Genomic DNA, 18,040 nt, shown 5'->3' on the forward strand with positions numbered 1-18,040 from the left:
ACTCTTGTTTTAGGCTCATGGCGTCTCTCGTGTTCCAGGGCATGATGGCCTCCCGGCGAAGCTGGCTTCGCCGAGAAGTGTCCACCATGTCCCCGCACACCCGTCAACCATGTGTCCGGTCCGTACACCATGTAAGCGAGCCGATCCAGGGCAGTAACTGTGTAAGCAGTTCCCTCACCGAATGTGGCATTAAGGAATCTGTCCATCAGCAGCATGCCCCAGCCGTCTGGAAGAGAGTCCGCAAAGGGGCCGTGCAATCCTTCGAACAGTTCAGGAGCACGAGCAAGCTGGGGCTTGTCGTCAAACTTCATCGTGAACGGCGACAGGTTGAAGCCTGTAGCGAGCCATACCGGGTCGTAAGTGAAAAAAATCCCAACCCCCTCCTCCCTGTACAGATCACCGACTTTCACACCGCTTTTGGTGACCTCAAGGGATTCGAAACGCTTCAGCTTCGGATAATCCTGGCGCGGTTTCATTTAGAACCCCGTTTGCGCTTTGAGTTTTTCAGCTCTGTGAGGGAGTTCGGCTGCGAAGGTTTAAACAGAGTCGTTAGCGGAGTCAGCTCATCGAGCGCGGTGGCGAGCAGAATCATCGATTCGAGAGTAATAGAACCTGCAGTCTCGAACCGCTGGATCGACGACTCCGATACCCCTGAAAGCTCTGCCAAGGTCTTCCTCGTGAGGTTTTTCGATAGCCGTAGCTTTTTTGCATTTTTCCCCACATCGCGAGCGATCTCTGCGGGGGAGCTGAGCAAATGCATGAAGGACATGGCAGGCCTCGTTTAATTTTTCCTAATGGCTAAATCTGACTTATTAATGGCATAAAATCAGCATTATTAGTCAGTTTTGACCATTATAGTGCTATTGGCGTGCGCGAGGAAAAATCATATACCTTGCTAACAGTCAGATATGACTATTTATATGGAAAAATTCGCTTTAATAGGTCAGTTATGACTAATTATATCTTCCATGCGCACAGCTCAAACTTTGGTTGTCCGTCAGCCTCCGTATCCATTGGGGTTTAGATCATGCGCCGAACGGCGCGCTGCAAGCTCGGCGCACGGGCAGGAAAAAACGCGAGGTCGGAGCCGGGCTTGCCTGCGATGGCGTCGGTGCAGGACGACTCAGGAATCGCGGCGCAGCTCCGGCGGAATCGGCAGGTCCTTGAGCGGGTCTGGCCGCTTGCCCTTGCCCGCGCGGTATTGGCGGATCTGGTACACGTAGGCCAACACCTGCGCCACGGCCAGGTACAGGCCAGCGGGGATCTCCTGGTCGAGGTCGGTGGAGTAGAAGATCGACCGCGCCAGCTCCGGCGATTCCAGCAGCAGAATGTCGTTGGCCACGGCGATTTCGCGAATCTTCAGCGCGGTAAAGTCGCTGCCCTTGGCCAGCAACATCGGCGCGCCGCCCTTCTCCGGGTCGTACTTGAGCGCCACGGCGTAGTGGGTCGGGTTGGTGATGACCACGTCGGCATCCGGCACCGCCGCCATCATCTTGCGCTGGGACATTTCGCGTTGCAGTTGGCGAATCCGCTGTTTGACCTCGGGGCGACCTTCCTGGTCCTTGTGCTCGTCACGCACTTCCTGCTTGGTCATCAGCAGTTTCTTGTGGCTTTCCCACAGCTGAATCGGCGCGTCCACGGCGGCGATGATGATCAGCCCGCAGGCCATCCACAGCGCACTCCAGCCCACCACCTGCACACTGTGAATAATTGCGGATTCCAGCGGTTCATGGGCAATGCGCAACAAATCGTCGATGTCGGAGGACAACACCGTCAACGCCACAAACAGGATCAGGATAAATTTCGCCAGCGCCTTGAGCAGTTCCACCAGCGCCTTGGTGGAAAACATACGCTTAAGCCCAGGCCCAGGGTTCATGCGGCTGAACTTGGGCGCCATGCTGCCGGCGGCAAACAGCCAGCCACCCAAGGAAACCGGCCCGATCAGCGCCGCCAGCAACAGGGTGATAAGCACCGGCTGCACCGCCAGAATCGCGATCTTGCCCGAGTGCAACAGGTACTGGCCCATGGCGCCGGGGCTCAGCAGCACTTCGCGCGGCAGCGAAAAGTTGAGCTTCATCAGCTCCATCAGGTCCAGCGCCAGGCCACCGCCGTAGATCAGCAGGCCCCCGGCACCGGCGAGCATCACCGCCAGGGTATTGAGTTCTTTGGAGCGGGCAATCTCGCCCTTTTCCCTGGAGTCCTTTTTACGTTTCTCCGTGGGGTCTTCTGTTTTGTCCTGGCCACTCTCGCTCTCGGCCATGGCTCAACGCGCCCGTGCCAGATCACGTAAGAACTGCAAGGCGTCGGTGGCCAGCGGTTGATACTGATTGAGAATGTCGGCCATGCCGATCCAGAAAATCCCCATGCCCAACACCAGGGTCAGCGGGAAACCAATCGAAAAAATGTTCAGCTGCGGCGCCGCGCGAGTCATCACGCCAAACGCGATGTTGACCACCAGCAGCGCAGTAATCGCCGGCAACACCAGCAACAACGAGGCGCCCAATACCCAACTCATGCGGCCGACCAACTCCCAGAAGTGGTTGACCACCAACCCCGAGCCCACCGGCAAGGTGGTGAAGCTTTCGGTCATGACCTCGAACACCACCAGATGGCCGTTCATCGCCAGGAAAATCAAGGTCACCAGCATGGTCAGGAACTGCCCGATCACTGCCACCGACACGCCGTTGGTAGGGTCGACCATGGACGCGAAGCCCATGCCCATCTGGATCGAGATGATTTGCCCGGCGATTACAAAGGCCTGGAAGAACAACGTCAGCGAGAAGCCCATCAGCGCGCCGATCAATATCTGCTCGGCAATCAGCAACAACGCACTGAGGTCCAGGGCATTCACCGGCGGCATCGGCGGCAAACCGGGCACGATGACCACGGTAATGGCGAAGGCAAAATACAGGCGGATGCGCCTCGGCACCAAGGTGGTCCCGAACACCGGCATGGTCATCAGCACTGCCGTGACGCGAAACATTGGCAGGATAAAAGACGCCACCCAGGTGCTGATCTGGGTGTCGGTCAAGGCCAGTACCGATTGCATCCGGTCAGCCGATCAACTGCGGAATACTGCCGTACAGCTGCAGGATGTATTCCATAAAGGTTTGCACCAGCCACGGGCCGGCGACGATCAGGGTGATCAGCATCACCAGCAAACGCGGGAGGAAGCTCAAGGTCTGTTCGTTGATCTGGGTCGCGGCCTGGAACATCGCCACCAGCAGGCCCACCAACAGGCTCGGCACCACCAGCACGGCGACCATCATGGTGGTCAGCCACAGCGCTTCACGGAACAGGTCGACCGCTACTTCTGGCGTCATGTCACTACACCCCGCCGAAACTGCTGGCCAGGGTGCCGATAATCAGCGCCCAGCCGTCCACCAGCACAAACAGCATGATCTTGAACGGCAACGAAATAATCAGCGGCGACAGCATCATCATCCCCATGGCCATCAGCACGCTCGCCACCACCAGGTCGATGATCAGGAACGGGATAAAGATCATGAAGCCGATCTGGAACGCGGTTTTCAATTCGGAAGTGACGAAGGCCGGCACCAGGATGGTCAACGGCGCCTGATCCGGTGTGGCAATGTCGGTGCGCTTGGACAGGCGCATAAACAGCTCAAGGTCGCTGGAACGGGTTTGCGACAGCATGAAGTCCTTGATCGGACCCTGGGCCTTGTCGATCGCGTCCTGAGCCGAGAGTTTCTCCGCCAGATAGGGCTGCAAGGCTTGCTGGTTCACCTTGTCGAACACCGGCGCCATGATGAACAAGGTCAAAAACAGCGCCATGCCGGTAAGGATCTGGTTCGACGGTGTCTGCTGCAGGCCCAGGGCCTGACGCAGAATCGAGAACACGATGATAATCCGCGTAAAGCTGGTCATCAGCATGACAAACGCCGGGATAAAACTCAGCGCGGTCATGATCAGCAAAATCTGCAGGCTGACCGAGTATTCCTGGGCGCCGGCCGCGTTGGTGCCCAGGGTGATCGCTGGGATCGACAACGGATCGGCTGCCAACGCCAGCGGCGCGGCCAGCAACAGCATGAGCGTCAATAAAACGCGCATTACTTCTTATCCTTCTGATCCTTGCCCAGCAACTCCATCAGGCGCTGGGCGAATTCCGGCGTGGCGGTCTCGGTCCTGGTCGCTTCCACCGGCGTCTTGAGTACGTGCAACGGGGTGATGCGGCCGGGCGTGATACCCAGCAGGATTTGCTCTTCGCCCACCTGCACCAGCACCAGCCGATCACGCGGGCCGAGGGCGCGCGAGCCGATCATCTCGATCACCTGGGCATTGCCCGGCCCGATGCGCTGCACGCGGCGCATCAGCCAGGCGAGCACGAAGATCAGACCGACTACCAGCAACAACCCAAGCACCAGCTGGGTCAACTGGCCGCCGATACCACTGCTGACCACAGGTGCCGCAGCCGCCGCTTGGGCGACCGGCTCAGCCGCCAGGGCGCTCAATGGCAGCGCCAGAAACAGTCCCGCCATCGAATACTTCATCTCAGCGCAACTTCTTGATGCGTTCGCTTGGGCTGATCACGTCCGTCAGGCGGATGCCGAACTTCTCGTTGACCACCACCACCTCGCCATGGGCGATCAGGGTGCCGTTGACCAGCACGTCCAGCGGCTCACCGGCCAGGCGGTCGAGCTCGATCACCGAACCCTGGTTGAGTTGCAGCAGGTTGCGGATGTTGATTTCGGTGCTGCCGACTTCCATGGAGATCGACACCGGAATGTCGAGAATCACATCCAGGTTCGGGCCGTCGAGGGTCACCGGGTCGTTGTTTTTCGGCACGCTGCCGAATTCTTCCATCGGCAGGCGTTTGCCGGCCGGCGCCATGGCGGCGTCGGCGGCCAGCAGCGCGTCGATGTCGTCCTGGCCGACATCGCCGGTTTCTTCCAGGGCCGCAGCCCATTCGTCAGCCAGGGCCTGGTCTTCGGCGGAAGTGTTTTCGTGTTCGGTAGCCATTACATGTCCTCGGCGCAGCAAAAATTCATCGATAGAAGGGGCAGATCAGCGACGGTTGATCGGTTCGATCACTTGCAACGCCAGGTTGCCCTTGTGGGAACCGAGCTTGACCTTGAACGACGGCACGCCATTGGCGCGCATGATCAGCTCTTCCGGCAACTCCACGGGGATCACGTCCCCCGGTTGCATGTGCAAAATATCGCGCAAACGCAGCTGGCGACGGGCCACAGTGGCGCTCAAAGGCACGTCGACGTCCAGCAGGTCTTCGCGCAGGGCCTTGACCCAGCGTTCGTCCTGGTCGTCGAGGTCGGACTGGAAACCGGCGTCGAGCATTTCGCGCACCGGCTCGATCATCGAGTACGGCATGGTCACGTGCAGGTCGCCGCCACCGCCATCAAGCTCGATGTGGAAGGTGGAGACCACAATGGCTTCGCTGGGGCCGACGATGTTGGCCATGGCCGGGTTCACTTCCGAGTTGATGTACTCGAAATTGACTTCCATGATCGCCTGCCAGGCTTCCTTCAAGTCGATGAAGGCTTGCTCCAGCACCATGCGCACCACACGCAATTCGGTAGGGGTGAATTCACGCCCTTCGATCTTGGCGTGGCGGCCGTCGCCGCCGAAGAAGTTGTCCACCAGCTTGAACACCAGCTTGGCGTCGAGGATGAACAGCGCGGTACCGCGCAACGGTTTGATCTTGACCAGGTTGAGGCTGGTGGGCACATACAGCGAATGCACGTACTCGCCGAACTTCATCACCTGCACGCCGCCTACCGCTACGTCTGCCGAGCGGCGCAGCATGTTGAACATGCTGATACGGGTGTAACGGGCGAAACGCTCATTGATCATCTCCAGGGTCGGCATGCGCCCACGGACGATGCGATCCTGGCTGGTGAGGTCATAACTTTTGACGCTGCCGGGTTCGGCAGCCATTTCGGTCTGTACCAGACCATCGTCGACGCCATGCAACAGCGCGTCGATTTCATCCTGGGACAGCAGGTCTTGCACGGCCATGTCGTGATCCTACTGCAATACGAAGTTAGTGAAGAGCGCCTGCTCGACCACGACTTTGCCGAGCTCTTTCTGGGCCACTTCCTGCACGCTGGCAGTGACCTTCTGGCGCAGCATTTCCTGGCCGACCGGGGTGGCCAGGCTGTCGAAGCTCTGCCCGGAGAACAGCATCACCAGGTTGTTGCGGATCACCGGCATATGCACTTTAAGCGCATCCAGGTCCGCCTGGTTACGCGCCAGCAAGGTGATGCTCACCTGCAGGTAGCGTTGGCGACCGTTCTGATTGTAGTTGGCGACAAAGGCCGGCAGCATCGGCTCGAAGATTGCCGGTTGCTTGACGTTAGTGGCGGTTTCGGCGGCGGGAGCCGGTTTGCTCGCGCTGCTGTGCATGATGTACCACGTGCCGCCAATCGAGGCGCCAATGGCCAGGAGCAGGCCCAGCACAATCAGCAGGATCAGCTTGAGCTTGCCTTTGCCTGCGGGTGGGGTTGCTGCTGCGTCGTCACTCTTCGCCATGCCAATAATCCGTCACTATTCGGGGATTCATAGATCTACGGGAAGGCAAGAGCAAGTGTTATGCCAGAGTTGTCTGACTAACCGGGGAACGGCGAACACCCAAAATCAAATGTGGGAGCTGGCTTGCCTGCGATAGCGGTGGATCAGCTCACATCTCTGTGCCTGATACAGCGCCATCGCAGGCAAGCCAGCTCCCACATTGACCGCGTTTTTTGGCTCAAGTCAGGCGTAGTAATCGACGGCGCTGGAGCCGATCACGGTCTGGCTCACCGGCGCGACCGCCGCCGCCACTTCAGCAGCGTCACCCGCATCGCCGCCATCACCACGCCCACCACTGCCGCTTATGCCGCGGGCCTGATTCTGCTGCTGTTGCTCCTGGCCCTGACCCTGCCAGCCACGCGACTGGTCGGAGACGTTGACGTCGACCTGCCCCATGCCTTGCTGGGCAAACATCTCGCGCAAACGGCCGGACTGGCTTTCCAGCGCTTCACGTACCACGGCGTGGCCGCTCATGAAGTTGACCTGGGCTTGCTGGTCGGCGGTCATAGTGACCTTGATATCCAGGCGCCCCAGTTCAGCCGGTTGCAACTGAATCTCCGCCGACTTGAGGTTGGTGCTGGACAGGTACATCACGCGGTTGACCACCTCTTCGGTCCAGCCGCTCTGGTGCATGGCCAATGGCGCATTGGCCACGGGCGGCAAGGCGTTCGCGGTTTTCGGCGTGGCAGCCTGGGTCAGCGCGGCCAGGCGGTTGGCGAAATCATCCACCCGCGTGTCGCTGCCGGCGTCTTTCAAATGCTTGAGGCCACCTTCGATCAGCCCACTGAAGGCCTTGTCGCCGCCCTGGTCAGTGCTGTCTTTGGTGGCTTGCTGGTCGACCATACTGGCAAGACCTGCGGCAAAGTTCTGCGCGGCGGTTGGCTGGTCCTGAGTGGAGGTCGGCGCGGCTTTCTGAGGCGTCTGGCTGCTGGCCGACACATGGCCGCCCTGCTCCATGGCCAAGCGCACGGCCGGCATCGAATCCAGCGGATCGGCTTCGGGGTCGAAGGCCGGTTGCTTGGCGTCATCGGTGCCTGCAAGCGGCGCCGCGACCACCGGCTGGGCCGTGTCGTCATGGGTGGCTACCGGCGCGGGCGTTGGCACCGGAACAGGCACCGGCGTAACAACGGCGACCAATGCCGGGTCGACCACCGGATCAGCCGGGGGCTGCTGCGCCAGGGCCGGGTCGGCGGACTTGTCGTCATCACTGCTGGCGCTGTCGTCGGCCTTGGCCGGCTTGGCAGGCAAGGGATTGCCGCTATCGGCAACCGCTGGCGTACTGGCGGCAGGCTTGTCGTTGCTGGCAACCGGCTTGGTATTGGCGTCCGCAGGCTTGTCACGCGAGATTTTGACCGGAGTGTCATTGGTCTTCAGCGTGGGCTTGGGGCTTTGGTTGGCAAACACTTGAGCGAAACCAGGGCCCTTGTCCCGTGGGTCCGCGGCCGCTACAGGCGGTGTGGCGGCCGGCGCTTGAGGCTTGGCCGCGGGGGCAGCCTGAAGGAGCGAATTGGGGGCGACTGGCATAGGTAAAGGTCTCCACTGCACTGGGGGTCGGGGATGCAGTATTGGGAGGTAGAGCAAGAGTTGGGCCAGGTTTGGTTTTTTGACGGTAGATCCATTGTGCTCTGTGGGAGCTGGCTTGCCTGCGATGCAGACACCTCGGTGTATCAGGCAAAACCAGTCGATGCCATCGCAGGCAAGCCAGCTCCCACATTTGGCCGAGACCGGCTTGGCGACTCAATTCAAAGCTGAAAGCGCTGCCTTTCCGACTCATACAGCGGCCGCACCAACGCAAACTCATGATCAATCTGATCAACCAGCGCACCCAAGTCCGCCGACAACTCGACGGACTCCACCTCCAGCCGCTGACACAACTGCGCCAACCGCACCGCCCCAAGGTTGCCACTGCTGCCCTTGAAGCTATGGGCAATCCGGCCCAACGCCTTGGCGTCACCACGCGACTTGCGCAACGCATCGATACGCTTTTGCGAATCGTCCAGAAAGGTATCCAGCAATTTCGGATATTCGCTTTCCATCACTTCCTGCAGGCCCGTCAGCACATCAGGGTCCAGATGAATCTCAAGCACTTGTTCGCTCCTTGATCAAGAATCGGCGGATTATGCCAGAGCCCCCCAGCAAAACTCCACGCACACACTGCGCCCGCCATCGGTCCAGCGTACATCGCTGCTCAGTTGCCGTACCAGGCTCAGCCCCCGGCCAGACAAACGGTCGATATCCAGCGGCCGCGCCAGCACCTGTTCCACGTCAAACCCTGGGCCACTGTCTTCGATGCGCAGCGTCATTTTGCCGCCCGTGGCAGTCGGCAACACCTGCACATGTACCCGCACGTAACCGCTGTTCAACTGCGTCAGGCGCTCATTGCGCTGGCGGTAATACTCGGCAAATCCTTGGGCATCGCGCTTGAGTCGCGAATCCAGGCCCAGCACGCCATGCTCCAGCGCATTGGAATACAACTCGGCCATCACGCTGTACAGCGCCCCGCTTTGCCCACGCAGGCCATGAATCTCCAGCAGCAATTGCAACAGGTACGGCAACGGGTTGTAGCTTTTGAGCGTTCGCGCACGAAACTCGAAGCTCACCGACCAATCCAACGGGCACGACTGGCCACTGTCGGCATACAGCGGCTCAGCCGCCCGCGACGGCTGGCCAGGCTGCAAGGTGATCTCCACCATGCTGACATCATCGCGCGCCTCACCCCGGAACGCCGCCAGGGCCTGCTCAATCTCCTCAAACAAGCGGTCAGGCTTGCGATTGCTGGCAAATACCTGCTGCAAACGCGCCGCGCCAAATAACTGTTCACTGGCGTTGGCGGTATCCAGCACCCCATCGGACAACAAGAACACCCGGTCGCCCAAGGCCATGGGCCAGACTTCGGTGCTGTCATCAAACGCCTGTGCCGAAAGCACACCCAGCGGCAGGTGCCGGGATAACAAAGGCGTACGCTTGCCGGTGGCGATCTCATGCACATAGCCGTCGGGCATGCCGCCGTTCCATACCTCCACCACGCGCCGCTGGGTACTCAGGCACACCAGCGTGGCGCAGCAGAACATGTCCACCGGCAAGATGCGCTTGAGCTTGGCATTCATCTCGCGCAGGGTCTGCGCCAGGCCGTAACCCTTGGCGGTCATGCCGTAGAAGACTTCCGCCAGCGGCATGGCGCCCACCGCGGCCGGCAGGCCATGGCCGGTGAAGTCACCGAGCAGCACATGCATGTCGCCGGACGGCGTATACGCCGCCAACAACAGGTCGCCGTTGAACAGCGCATAGGGCGATTGCAGGTAACGAATGTTCGGCGCCGCATTGATGCAACCCGAATGCGCTACCTTGTCGAACACCGCCTTGGCCGCGCGTTGCTCATGCAACAGGTAATCGTGGTGCCGGGCGATCTGGTCGCGCTGGCGCAGCACCGTGGCCTGCAGGCGCCGCAGACGGTCCATGGCATTGATCTTGGCGGCCAGGATCAGCGGGTTGTAGGGTTTGGGCAGGAAATCATCGCCACCGGCATCCAGGCATTGGGCCAGGGCTTCGCTTTCGCGCAGCGAGGTGAGGAAGATGATCGGCACCAGCGCCTCACCCGCCAACTGTTTGATCCGCCGCGCCGCTTCAAAACCGTCCATCACCGGCATGAGGGCGTCCATCAACACCAGTTGCGGGCGCTCGCGGGTAAACACCTCGACGGCTTGTGCGCCATTGGTGGCGGTGAGCACTTGGTGGCCCTGACGCCGAATGATGGTCGACAGCAACAGCAAATCGGCGGCGCTGTCTTCGGCGATCAGGATCGTCAGTGGTTCAAGGACCGGGGCCAAGGTGCTCAACTGATGTCGAACAGTTTGTCGAAGTTGGAGATGCCGAGGATCTTGCGCACATCGGAGTTGCTGTTGATGACCTGCACTTCGGCCTCATCGCCACCGGCATGGTCCCGCAGCAGCAGGAGCATGCCGAGCGCCGAGCTGTCCAGATAGGTGGCTTCTTTCAGATCTACCACGTAGATGTCGGGCACCTTGTAGAACCGCTCGTAGGCATCGCGAAAGGTCTGGTGGCTTCCGAAATCGAATCGGCCTCTTACTTTAATCGTCAACTTCGTCCCATCCAGGGATACTTCTGACTCGACTGACATGTGACTGCTTCCTTGTCATTGGCAATGTGCAACAAGGTTTAGCAGCTGAACCGGATCTGGGCAACACCGAGCTCCCACCTAAGCCAGCACCCACACAGCCCGGCTCCCACAGTAGGCAAGTGGAAACTGTTAGTACTGTGACTGGCGGGGAAGGCGCTGTGACAGCTCATCGAGCAGCTTCTGCTCACGCTTGTCCTCAATCGCCCGCGCTTCGTCGATATAACGCTGCACCAGCTTGCGCAAGCCTTCAACGCGGGCAAACGCCGCCTGCCAACTTTCACGGGCTTTATCGAGATTGTTCTGGTGCCAGGCCAGGCTCTGGCGCTGCTGGCCCACAGCGGTTTCCAACTGGTTGAGAAAGCCCTGGTAGCCCATCAACCACTGGCCGGAGACGCCCTTGCTGCCACGCTCGATCCACTGCTGCTGGTATTCGCCGCGAAAGCGCTCCAGATCGCCCAGCTTGCTTTCCGCCAGGCGCACCTGACCCTGGAAGTAACCCAGGCGTTGCACGGCGGTTTTTTCGGCCTTTTCGGCCATGTCCACCACTGGGGCCAGGCGTGAAGAACGGCTGCTGGCCATGGCTTAACCGCCCGGCGCCGGAGCGAAGATCGAGCCCAGGTGAGCTTCGCTTTCGCCCATGCTGATCTTGTCGTTGAGCCCCTGGCGCAGGTAGCTCACCAGTTGCGGTTGCAGCGCGATGGCCAGGTCGGTTTCGCGATCACCACCGGCCACGTAGGCGCCGACGCTGATCAGGTCGCGGCTCTGCTGGTAGCGCGACCACAGTTGTTTGAAGTGCTGCGCACGCGCCATGTGCTCGGGCGTGACCACCGCCGGCATCACCCGGCTGATCGAAGCTTCGATGTCGATGGCCGGGTAGTGCCCTTCCTCGGCCAGGCGCCGCGACAGCACAATGTGGCCGTCGAGCACGCCCCGCGCCGAGTCGGCAATCGGGTCTTGCTGGTCATCGCCTTCGGACAACACCGTATAGAACGCGGTGATCGAACCACCACCGGCCTCGGCATTACCGGCGCGCTCCACCAGCTTGGGCAGCTTGGCGAACACTGAAGGCGGGTAGCCTTTGGTGGCGGGCGGTTCGCCGATGGCTAAGGCGATTTCCCGCTGGGCCTGGGCGAAACGTGTGAGCGAGTCCATCAGCAACAGGACATTCTTGCCCTTGTCGCGAAAATATTCGGCGATACGCGTGCAGTACATGGCGGCGCGCAGGCGCATCAGCGGCGCATCGTCCGCAGGCGACGCGACCACCACCGAGCGTTTGAGGCCTTCTTCACCGAGGCTGTGCTCGATGAACTCTTTCACTTCACGGCCGCGCTCGCCGATCAGCCCGACCACAATAATGTCGGCCTCGGTAAAGCGCGTCATCATGCCCAGCAACACTGACTTACCCACGCCGGTACCGGCAAACAGGCCCAGACGCTGGCCACGACCGACCGTCAATAAACCGTTGATGCTGCGAATGCCCACGTCCAGCGGCACGCTGATGGGGTTGCGGTTGAGCGGGTTGATGGTCGGGCCGTCCATCGGCACCCAGTCTTCGGCCTTCATGCCGCCCTTGCCGTCGAGTGCGCGGCCGGCGCCGTCGAGCACGCGACCGAGCATGCTCATGCCCATGGGCAGGCGGCCGGTGTCGGCCAAGGGCACCACGCGGGCGCCGGGAGCGATGCCCGCGAGGCTGCCGACCGGCATAAGGAAAATTTTGCTGCCGGAAAAGCCCATCACCTCGGCCTCGACCTGCACCGGGTGGTAGCTGTCGTCGTTGATTACCAGGCAGCGGCTGCCCATGGCGGCGCGCAGGCCTTCGGCTTCGAGGGTCAGGCCGACCATGCGCAGCAGGCGCCCTTCAAGAATCGGCTGGCCGGGCAACTCCGTGGCCTCGGCGTAGCCGCCCAGGCGCTTGGCGAAGCTGGTGCGATCAAGGCGCATCGGTGGCGTCCAGATCAACGCTCAGGTCAGGTTCGGCGGGGTTCAACACCTGCTCATGCACCTGATCCAACAGCTTGGCCATGATCTGGCTGATGCGGGTTTCCACCGTGGCATCGATGCGGCTGTGTTCGGTTTCCACGCGGCAACCACCGGGCAACAACGCCGCGTCCTCGACGATACGCCAGGTTTCTTCATGGCGCTCGCGCAGGGCTTTGACCTGTTCGAAATCCTGCGGGTTGATGTACAGGCGCACATTGCCCACGCCCAACGGCAGCAGCTTGAGGGCTTCGCGCATGACGCTTTCGATATGGCTGGAATCGAGCACCAGCTCGCGCTGGATGACCTGCCGGGCAATGTGCTCGACCAGGCCGACCATGGCTTTTTCGATCTGCGAGTCCTGCTCGGCAATCGGGTCGAACAGCGTACCCATCAGCCGCTCAAGGCTGGCGAGTTTGACGCCGAGCGCCTCTTCGGCTTCCTGGCGTACTTTGAGGGTAGTGCTGCGAAAGCCGTCTTTTTCGCCGGCCGCAAAGCCTTCGTTGTAGGCTTCCTGGCGGATGGCTTCCAACTCTTCAAGGGTCAGTGGCTGGACTTCATCCAGTGGCACTTCTTCCATCTCTACCGGCGTTTCAACCAACGGCTCGGGCTCAGGTTCCGGCACATGTGGATCGAAGCTGGGCAGCGACCAGATGTCGAACCCGCCGACATCCCGCGCGCGAATCAGATCGCTGGGCGTCTCATCTTTGTTCGACATGGGACGCGCCTTAGATCATTTCTTCGCCGCCCTTCCCACCGAGAACGATTTCTCCGGCTTCGGCCATACGGCGGGCAATGGTGAGGATTTCTTTCTGCGCGGTTTCGACGTCGCTGACGCGCACCGGGCCTTTGGCTTCGAGGTCGTCGCGCAACAGTTCGGACGCACGCTTGGACATGTTCTTGAAAATCTTCTCTTTGACGTTTTCGTCCGAGCCTTTGAGGGCCAGCACCAGCACGTCGGAGGAGACTTCGCGCAGCAACGCCTGGATGCCACGGTCATCGACATCGGAGAGGTTGTTGAACACGAACATGAGGTCTTCGATCTGGCCGGACAGGGTGTCGTCGATCTCGCGGATCGAGTCCATCAACTGGCCTTCGACCGAGCTGTCGAGGAAGTTCATGATGTCGGCCGCACGCTTGATGCCGCCCAAGGTGGTGCGCGAAGCGTTCGAGTTGCCAGAGAACTGCTTCTCCAGAATCGTGTTGAGTTCTTTCAGGGCTGCCGGCTGCACGGTGTTCAGCGACGACACGCGCAGAATGATATCCAGGCGTACTTTATGGTCGAAGTGGCCGAGCACTTCACCGGCCTGGTCCGGGTCGAGGTAAGCGACGACGATGGCCTGGATCTGCGGGTGCTCGTAGCGGATCACGTCGGCCACCGCGCGCGGCTCCATCCACTTGAGGCTGTCCAGGCCACTGGTGTTGCCACCCAGCAGGATGCGGTCGATCAGGCCGTTGGCCTTGTCTTCGCCGAGTGCCGAGGTGAGCATCTTGCGGATATAGCTGTCGGAGCCGACGCCCAGGCTGGTCTGGTCGCCGACGATCTCGACGAACTCACTCATCACCTGTTCGACTTGCTCGCGGTGCACATTGCGCATCTGCGCCATGGCCACGCCCACGCGCTGGACCTCTTTAGGCCCCATGTGGCGCAGCACTTGGGCAGCGTCGGTTTCACCCAGGGACAGCAGCAGGACTGCGGCTTTGTCGACCTTGGTGAGCTTGGCAACAGCGGCTCGATTATCACTCATCTGCGTTGATCCACTCTTTCACGACCTGGGCCACACGGCCCGGGTCTTCTGCTACCAGACTCTTGATTGCGTTCAGCTGAGCGTCATAGCCTTCGCTCGGGCTTGGCAACAGGATGCTTTGCGGGCCGCCGAGGCTGACGCGGTCGTTGGCCAGTTCGCCGTCCAGGCCGCCCATGCCACCCAACTCGACGTCGCCACCGGCCAAGGCCAGCTGTTTCTTGCCGTTGCCGGTGATGTTGTTGAGCACCGGACGCAGCACGCCGAACACCAGCACCAGAATGAACAACACACCCAGCACTTGTTTAACGATGTCCCAGAACCACGGCTGCGTGTAGAACGCCGGGTCGGCGATCACTTCGGCGCGCTCGGCGGAGAACGGCATGTTGATCACGCTGACGCTGTCACCCCGGCTGGCGTCGAAGCCGACGGCGTCCTGCACCAGGCGCGTGAAACGGGCCAATTCATCAGTGCTCCACGGCGCACGGGTGACGGCGCCGTCAGCCGGGTTGACCTTGACCTGATCATCGACCACCACCGACACCGACAGGCGATTGATCTTGCCCTGCTGCTGCTTGGTGTGGCTGATGGAACGGTCGAGTTCGAAGTTCTTGGTCGACTGGTTACGCTTGTCCGCCGGGTACGGCGCGAGCATCGGCTGGCCGGTGGCCGGGTCCATGATCTGCTGGCCGTTGGCGTCCAACAATGGCTGCCCAGGCTGGATCGCGCCAGCCGTAGCGGCCGCGCCACCGGTGGTTTGTGGTGCAGTCGCCGGAGCCGGTGGCTGGTTGCTCAGGGCACCCGGCACACCTTGCGGGCCATTGCTGGCGGTGCGTTGTTCGCTGGTGGACTGCTCGCTGCGCAGCGCCGGTTGGTCGGGGTTGAACTGTTCGGAGGTCGACTCGACCGCGCTGAAATCCACGTCGGCGGACACTTCAGCCTTGTAGCGATCGTTGCCCAACACCGGTTGCAGGATGTTGTGCACGCGCTGGGTCAGCATGCTTTCCATGCGACGGCTGTAGTCGAACTGCTTGCCGGCCTGGGTCAGCGCGGAGTTCTCGGCCTGGTCGGACAGCAGGTTGCCCTTCTGGTCGACCACGGTGATTTGCGACTTGCTCAATCCGGGAACGCTGGTGGCCACCAGGTTGATGATCGCCAGTACCTGGCCAGGCTCCAGGGAGCGGCCGGAAAACAGTTCAACCAACACCGAAGCACTGGGCTTGCGTTCGTCACGCACGAACACCGAGCTTTTCGGGATCGCCAGGTGCACGCGGGCGCCCTTGACGTTGTTCAGGCTGCTGATGGTGCGCGCCAGTTCGCCTTCCAGGCCACGCCGATAACGGGTGGCTTCCATGAACTGGCTGGTGCCCAGGCCCTGGTCCTTGTCGAGGATTTCAAAACCGATATTGCTGTCGGACGGCGTTACGCCGGCTGCAGCCAGCTTCATGCGCGCACGGGCCACGTCATCAGCCTTGACCAGCAAGGCGCCGGAGTTGGGCTCCACGGTGTAGGCGATGTCGGCGGCGGCCAGGGTTTCCATGATCTGCTTGGAATCCATGCCGGCCAGGCTGCCGTACAGCGGGCGGTAATCAGGTTGTTGCGACCACAACACCACGGCAAAACCAATCGCCACACTGGCGGCCAGGCCGACCATCAGGCCCACCTGACGCAGCATGGTCATTTCCGAGAGGTTTTCCAGGAACGACAGGCCAAACAGCGGCGGCTTGCCGTCTGCCTTGGCGGGTACGTTGTCGGAGACTGCTTCTGCCATGACTTAAATCTCGTCCTTAAACCGGCATCTGCATGATGTCTTGATAAGCCTGAACCAGCTTGTTGCGCACTTGGGTCAAGGCTTGAAAGGAAACGCTGGCCTTTTGCGAGGCGACCATCACATCGGTGAGGTCCACGCCGCTCTTGCCGATCTCGAAGGCGGTGGCCAACTGACTGGAGGCTTGCTGGGTGTCGCTGACTTTGTTGATTGCCTGACCGAGCATGTCGGCAAAACTGCTTTGGCCCAATTCCGGCGCTGGCGCGACGGATTTCGGTTGAGCCATGGCATCCATTTGCATGGAGCGCATATCCAACATCAACCGATTGAACTCAATACCCTGGCTCATGACCTTCTCTCTCCGACGACCCGCAATTTTTTGACACTACGCAGCGGTTACTACGGGTGGTAGCAACAAGGGTGCCAGCTCCGTGGCAATTCGTAAGAAAAGGCGACAAACCCTGTCAGCCCAAGAATTTTTCACGTGGCGAAAAGGTAGGCTTCCACGTCCATCCCGGCGTCGCGCATCTGTGCCAGCTTGTAGCGCAGGGTGCGCGGGCTGATGCCCAGGCGTTCAGCGGCCTCTTTGCGACGGCCGCGCTCGGCACGCAAGGTGTCGATGATCATCTGGAATTCGCGGCGGCGCAGGTCGTCGCCCAGGGCACCGCCGGACTCGGTTTCGGCAGCCGCCACCGGTGCGGGCGCCAGGCTCGGCAACGGCGCGCTGCCATTGCCCATGGCCAGGCAGAAGTCTTGCGGCTGGATCAAGCCGCCCTGCTGCAAAATCAGCGCGCGCTGGATGGCGTTGTCCAATTCGCGCACGTTGCCGGGCCATGGGTAGCTGATCAGGCAAGCCTGGGCCTCAGCCGACAACCGCGCCTGGGCGTGCTTCATTTTTTTGACGTGGTTGTTCAGCAGGCGCTCGGCCAGCGGGATGATATCCGCCGGGCGCTCGCGCAACGGGCGCCAGGCCAGCGGGAATACGGATAGCCGGTAGAACAGGTCTTCACGAAAGCGCCCCGCCGCCACTTCGCCCGCGAGGTCGCGGTTGGTGGTGGCAACCACGCGGATATCCAGCTGGATCGGCTTGCGTGCGCCCACACGCTCAACCTCACGCTCCTGCAACACCCGCAGCAGCTTGGCTTGCAGGCCCAGGGGCATTTCCGAGATTTCGTCGAGCAGGATGGTGCCGCCGTCGGCCTGTTCGAACTTGCCGGCCTGGGCCGCGATGGCGCCGGTGAACGAGCCTTTTTCATGGCCGAACAAGGTGGCTTCAAGCATGTTGTCGGGGATGGCCGCGCAGTTGATCGCGATAAAGGGTTGTTTGGCGCGGCTCGATTGCTGGTGGATATACCGCGCCAGCACTTCTTTACCGGTGCCGGACTCGCCGGAGATCAGCACGGTGGAATCGCTACGCGCCACACGCGCTGCCAGTTCCAGCAACTGTGCGCTGGCCAGCTCAAAGGCAATCGGGCCTTCGCCGTCGGCATTCGAAACAACGCCGAGTGCATGCCGGGCAACCAGCTCGATCAGGGCTTTGGGTTCAAAGGGTTTGACCAGGTAATCCGCCGCGCCCTGGCGCATGGCGTCCACCGCCCGCTCCACGGCGCCATGGGCGGTCATCAGCAGCACCGGCAACTGCGGCTGGCGCGCGCGCAGCAGGCCGAGCAACTGGTGGCCGTCCATGCCGGGCATGTTGACGTCACTGACCACCAGGCTGAAAGATTCCTGCTCGACCGCCTCCAAGGCTTCCTCGGCAGAACCGACCGCCCGGTAGTCATGGCCCGCCAACAGCAGCGTGTCAGCCAATGCTTCACGCAGGGCACGATCGTCTTCGACCAATAAAACCTTGATAGCCATAGTCCT

General features: G+C 61.2%; 21 protein-coding genes. All 21 read right to left on the reverse strand.

Features of this window, described 5'->3' with window-relative positions; translation table 11 throughout:
• A partial coding sequence (locus tag GIW48_RS05960) for a HipA N-terminal domain-containing protein (protein ID WP_236460386.1) occupies positions 1-476 on the reverse strand: 476 nt, incomplete at its 3' end.
• Positions 473-769 (reverse strand): helix-turn-helix domain-containing protein, encoded by a 297-nt coding sequence (locus tag GIW48_RS05965; protein WP_099548883.1) that lies wholly within the window; start codon positions 767-769, stop codon positions 473-475. The genes GIW48_RS05965 and GIW48_RS05960, both read right to left, overlap by 4 nt.
• 354 nt (positions 770-1,123) lie before the next feature.
• Complete coding sequence (gene flhB / locus GIW48_RS05970) at positions 1,124-2,260, reverse strand: flagellar biosynthesis protein FlhB (protein ID WP_056859763.1); 1,137 nt, start codon at positions 2,258-2,260, stop codon at positions 1,124-1,126.
• 3 nt (positions 2,261-2,263) lie between these two features.
• Complete coding sequence (fliR, locus tag GIW48_RS05975) at positions 2,264-3,049, reverse strand: flagellar biosynthetic protein FliR (RefSeq protein ID WP_017134949.1); 786 nt, start codon at positions 3,047-3,049, stop codon at positions 2,264-2,266.
• Positions 3,050-3,053: 4 nt separating this feature from the next.
• Positions 3,054-3,323: a flagellar biosynthesis protein FliQ gene (gene fliQ, locus GIW48_RS05980; RefSeq protein WP_003214552.1), complete on the reverse strand. Its 270-nt coding sequence runs from the start codon at positions 3,321-3,323 to the stop codon at positions 3,054-3,056.
• A gap of 4 nt (positions 3,324-3,327) precedes the next feature.
• Positions 3,328-4,071 (reverse strand): flagellar type III secretion system pore protein FliP, encoded by a 744-nt coding sequence (gene fliP / locus GIW48_RS05985; RefSeq protein WP_056859761.1) that lies wholly within the window; start codon positions 4,069-4,071, stop codon positions 3,328-3,330.
• Positions 4,071-4,511, reverse strand: coding sequence for a flagellar biosynthetic protein FliO (fliO, locus tag GIW48_RS05990; protein ID WP_170040638.1), 441 nt, complete (start codon positions 4,509-4,511; stop codon positions 4,071-4,073). Before fliO ends, fliP begins: the two co-directional genes overlap by 1 nt.
• A 1-nt stretch (position 4,512) precedes the next feature.
• Positions 4,513-4,980, reverse strand: coding sequence for a flagellar motor switch protein FliN (gene fliN / locus GIW48_RS05995; RefSeq protein ID WP_017134946.1), 468 nt, complete (start codon positions 4,978-4,980; stop codon positions 4,513-4,515).
• A 45-nt stretch (positions 4,981-5,025) separates the two neighbouring features.
• Positions 5,026-5,994: a flagellar motor switch protein FliM gene (gene fliM, locus GIW48_RS06000; protein ID WP_010166091.1), complete on the reverse strand. Its 969-nt coding sequence runs from the start codon at positions 5,992-5,994 to the stop codon at positions 5,026-5,028.
• A gap of 9 nt (positions 5,995-6,003) precedes the next feature.
• On the reverse strand, positions 6,004-6,507 hold the full coding sequence (fliL, locus tag GIW48_RS06005; protein ID WP_017134945.1) for a flagellar basal body-associated protein FliL: 504 nt from the start codon (positions 6,505-6,507) through the stop codon (positions 6,004-6,006).
• Between the two features lie 222 nt (positions 6,508-6,729).
• Positions 6,730-8,070, reverse strand: coding sequence for a flagellar hook-length control protein FliK (locus GIW48_RS06010; RefSeq protein ID WP_236460385.1), 1,341 nt, complete (start codon positions 8,068-8,070; stop codon positions 6,730-6,732).
• A gap of 218 nt (positions 8,071-8,288) precedes the next feature.
• Positions 8,289-8,633 (reverse strand): Hpt domain-containing protein, encoded by a 345-nt coding sequence (locus GIW48_RS06015; RefSeq protein ID WP_099548879.1) that lies wholly within the window; start codon positions 8,631-8,633, stop codon positions 8,289-8,291.
• A 30-nt stretch (positions 8,634-8,663) separates the two neighbouring features.
• Complete coding sequence (locus tag GIW48_RS06020) at positions 8,664-10,382, reverse strand: ATP-binding SpoIIE family protein phosphatase (RefSeq protein WP_236460384.1); 1,719 nt, start codon at positions 10,380-10,382, stop codon at positions 8,664-8,666.
• Positions 10,379-10,684, reverse strand: a complete 306-nt coding sequence (locus tag GIW48_RS06025; RefSeq protein WP_017134941.1) for an STAS domain-containing protein — start codon at positions 10,682-10,684, stop codon at positions 10,379-10,381. Before GIW48_RS06025 ends, GIW48_RS06020 begins: the two co-directional genes overlap by 4 nt.
• A 129-nt stretch (positions 10,685-10,813) precedes the next feature.
• Positions 10,814-11,263, reverse strand: coding sequence for a flagellar export protein FliJ (fliJ, locus tag GIW48_RS06030; protein WP_236460383.1), 450 nt, complete (start codon positions 11,261-11,263; stop codon positions 10,814-10,816).
• A gap of 3 nt (positions 11,264-11,266) precedes the next feature.
• Positions 11,267-12,625, reverse strand: coding sequence for a flagellar protein export ATPase FliI (gene fliI / locus GIW48_RS06035; RefSeq protein WP_017134940.1), 1,359 nt, complete (start codon positions 12,623-12,625; stop codon positions 11,267-11,269).
• Entirely contained in the window at positions 12,615-13,379 is a 765-nt protein-coding gene (gene fliH, locus GIW48_RS06040) for a flagellar assembly protein FliH (RefSeq protein WP_170040635.1), read from the reverse strand. The genes fliI and fliH overlap by 11 nt, the downstream gene beginning before the upstream one ends.
• A gap of 10 nt (positions 13,380-13,389) precedes the next feature.
• Positions 13,390-14,409, reverse strand: coding sequence for a flagellar motor switch protein FliG (gene fliG, locus GIW48_RS06045; RefSeq protein WP_010208743.1), 1,020 nt, complete (start codon positions 14,407-14,409; stop codon positions 13,390-13,392).
• Positions 14,402-16,177, reverse strand: a complete 1,776-nt coding sequence (fliF, locus tag GIW48_RS06050) for a flagellar basal-body MS-ring/collar protein FliF (protein WP_236460382.1) — start codon at positions 16,175-16,177, stop codon at positions 14,402-14,404. Before fliF ends, fliG begins: the two co-directional genes overlap by 8 nt.
• A gap of 16 nt (positions 16,178-16,193) precedes the next feature.
• A complete protein-coding gene (fliE, locus tag GIW48_RS06055) occupies positions 16,194-16,523 on the reverse strand; it encodes a flagellar hook-basal body complex protein FliE (RefSeq protein WP_017134937.1) in 330 nt (109 codons plus the stop codon).
• Positions 16,524-16,654: 131 nt separating this feature from the next.
• Complete coding sequence (locus GIW48_RS06060; protein WP_236460381.1) at positions 16,655-18,034, reverse strand: sigma-54-dependent transcriptional regulator; 1,380 nt, start codon at positions 18,032-18,034, stop codon at positions 16,655-16,657.
• Positions 18,035-18,040: the final 6 nt, after the last annotated feature.

Origin of the sequence: Pseudomonas sp. PA-6-3C (assembly GCF_021605825.1) — a bacterium.
Taxonomy (GTDB): domain Bacteria; phylum Pseudomonadota; class Gammaproteobacteria; order Pseudomonadales; family Pseudomonadaceae; genus Aquipseudomonas; species Aquipseudomonas edaphica.

Excerpts from the sequence above, each read along its gene's own strand:
- GIW48_RS05965 (WP_099548883.1), bottom strand. The coding sequence starts at position 769 with ATGTCCTTCATGCATTTGCTCAGCTCCCCCGCAGAGATCGCTCGCGAT.
- flhB (WP_056859763.1), bottom strand. The coding sequence starts at position 2,260 with ATGGCCGAGAGCGAGAGTGGCCAGGACAAAACAGAAGACCCCACGGAG.
- fliR (WP_017134949.1), bottom strand. The coding sequence starts at position 3,049 with ATGCAATCGGTACTGGCCTTGACCGACACCCAGATCAGCACCTGGGTG.
- fliQ (WP_003214552.1), bottom strand. The coding sequence starts at position 3,323 with ATGACGCCAGAAGTAGCGGTCGACCTGTTCCGTGAAGCGCTGTGGCTG.
- fliP (WP_056859761.1), bottom strand. The coding sequence starts at position 4,071 with ATGCGCGTTTTATTGACGCTCATGCTGTTGCTGGCCGCGCCGCTGGCG.
- fliO (WP_170040638.1), bottom strand. The coding sequence starts at position 4,511 with ATGAAGTATTCGATGGCGGGACTGTTTCTGGCGCTGCCATTGAGCGCC.
- fliN (WP_017134946.1), bottom strand. The coding sequence starts at position 4,980 with ATGGCTACCGAACACGAAAACACTTCCGCCGAAGACCAGGCCCTGGCT.
- fliM (WP_010166091.1), bottom strand. The coding sequence starts at position 5,994 with ATGGCCGTGCAAGACCTGCTGTCCCAGGATGAAATCGACGCGCTGTTG.
- fliL (WP_017134945.1), bottom strand. The coding sequence starts at position 6,507 with ATGGCGAAGAGTGACGACGCAGCAGCAACCCCACCCGCAGGCAAAGGC.
- GIW48_RS06010 (WP_236460385.1), bottom strand. The coding sequence starts at position 8,070 with ATGCCAGTCGCCCCCAATTCGCTCCTTCAGGCTGCCCCCGCGGCCAAG.
- GIW48_RS06025 (WP_017134941.1), bottom strand. The coding sequence starts at position 10,684 with ATGTCAGTCGAGTCAGAAGTATCCCTGGATGGGACGAAGTTGACGATT.
- fliJ (WP_236460383.1), bottom strand. The coding sequence starts at position 11,263 with ATGGCCAGCAGCCGTTCTTCACGCCTGGCCCCAGTGGTGGACATGGCC.
- fliI (WP_017134940.1), bottom strand. The coding sequence starts at position 12,625 with ATGCGCCTTGATCGCACCAGCTTCGCCAAGCGCCTGGGCGGCTACGCC.
- fliH (WP_170040635.1), bottom strand. The coding sequence starts at position 13,379 with ATGTCGAACAAAGATGAGACGCCCAGCGATCTGATTCGCGCGCGGGAT.
- fliG (WP_010208743.1), bottom strand. The coding sequence starts at position 14,409 with ATGAGTGATAATCGAGCCGCTGTTGCCAAGCTCACCAAGGTCGACAAA.
- fliF (WP_236460382.1), bottom strand. The coding sequence starts at position 16,177 with ATGGCAGAAGCAGTCTCCGACAACGTACCCGCCAAGGCAGACGGCAAG.
- fliE (WP_017134937.1), bottom strand. The coding sequence starts at position 16,523 with ATGAGCCAGGGTATTGAGTTCAATCGGTTGATGTTGGATATGCGCTCC.
- GIW48_RS06060 (WP_236460381.1), bottom strand. The coding sequence starts at position 18,034 with ATGGCTATCAAGGTTTTATTGGTCGAAGACGATCGTGCCCTGCGTGAA.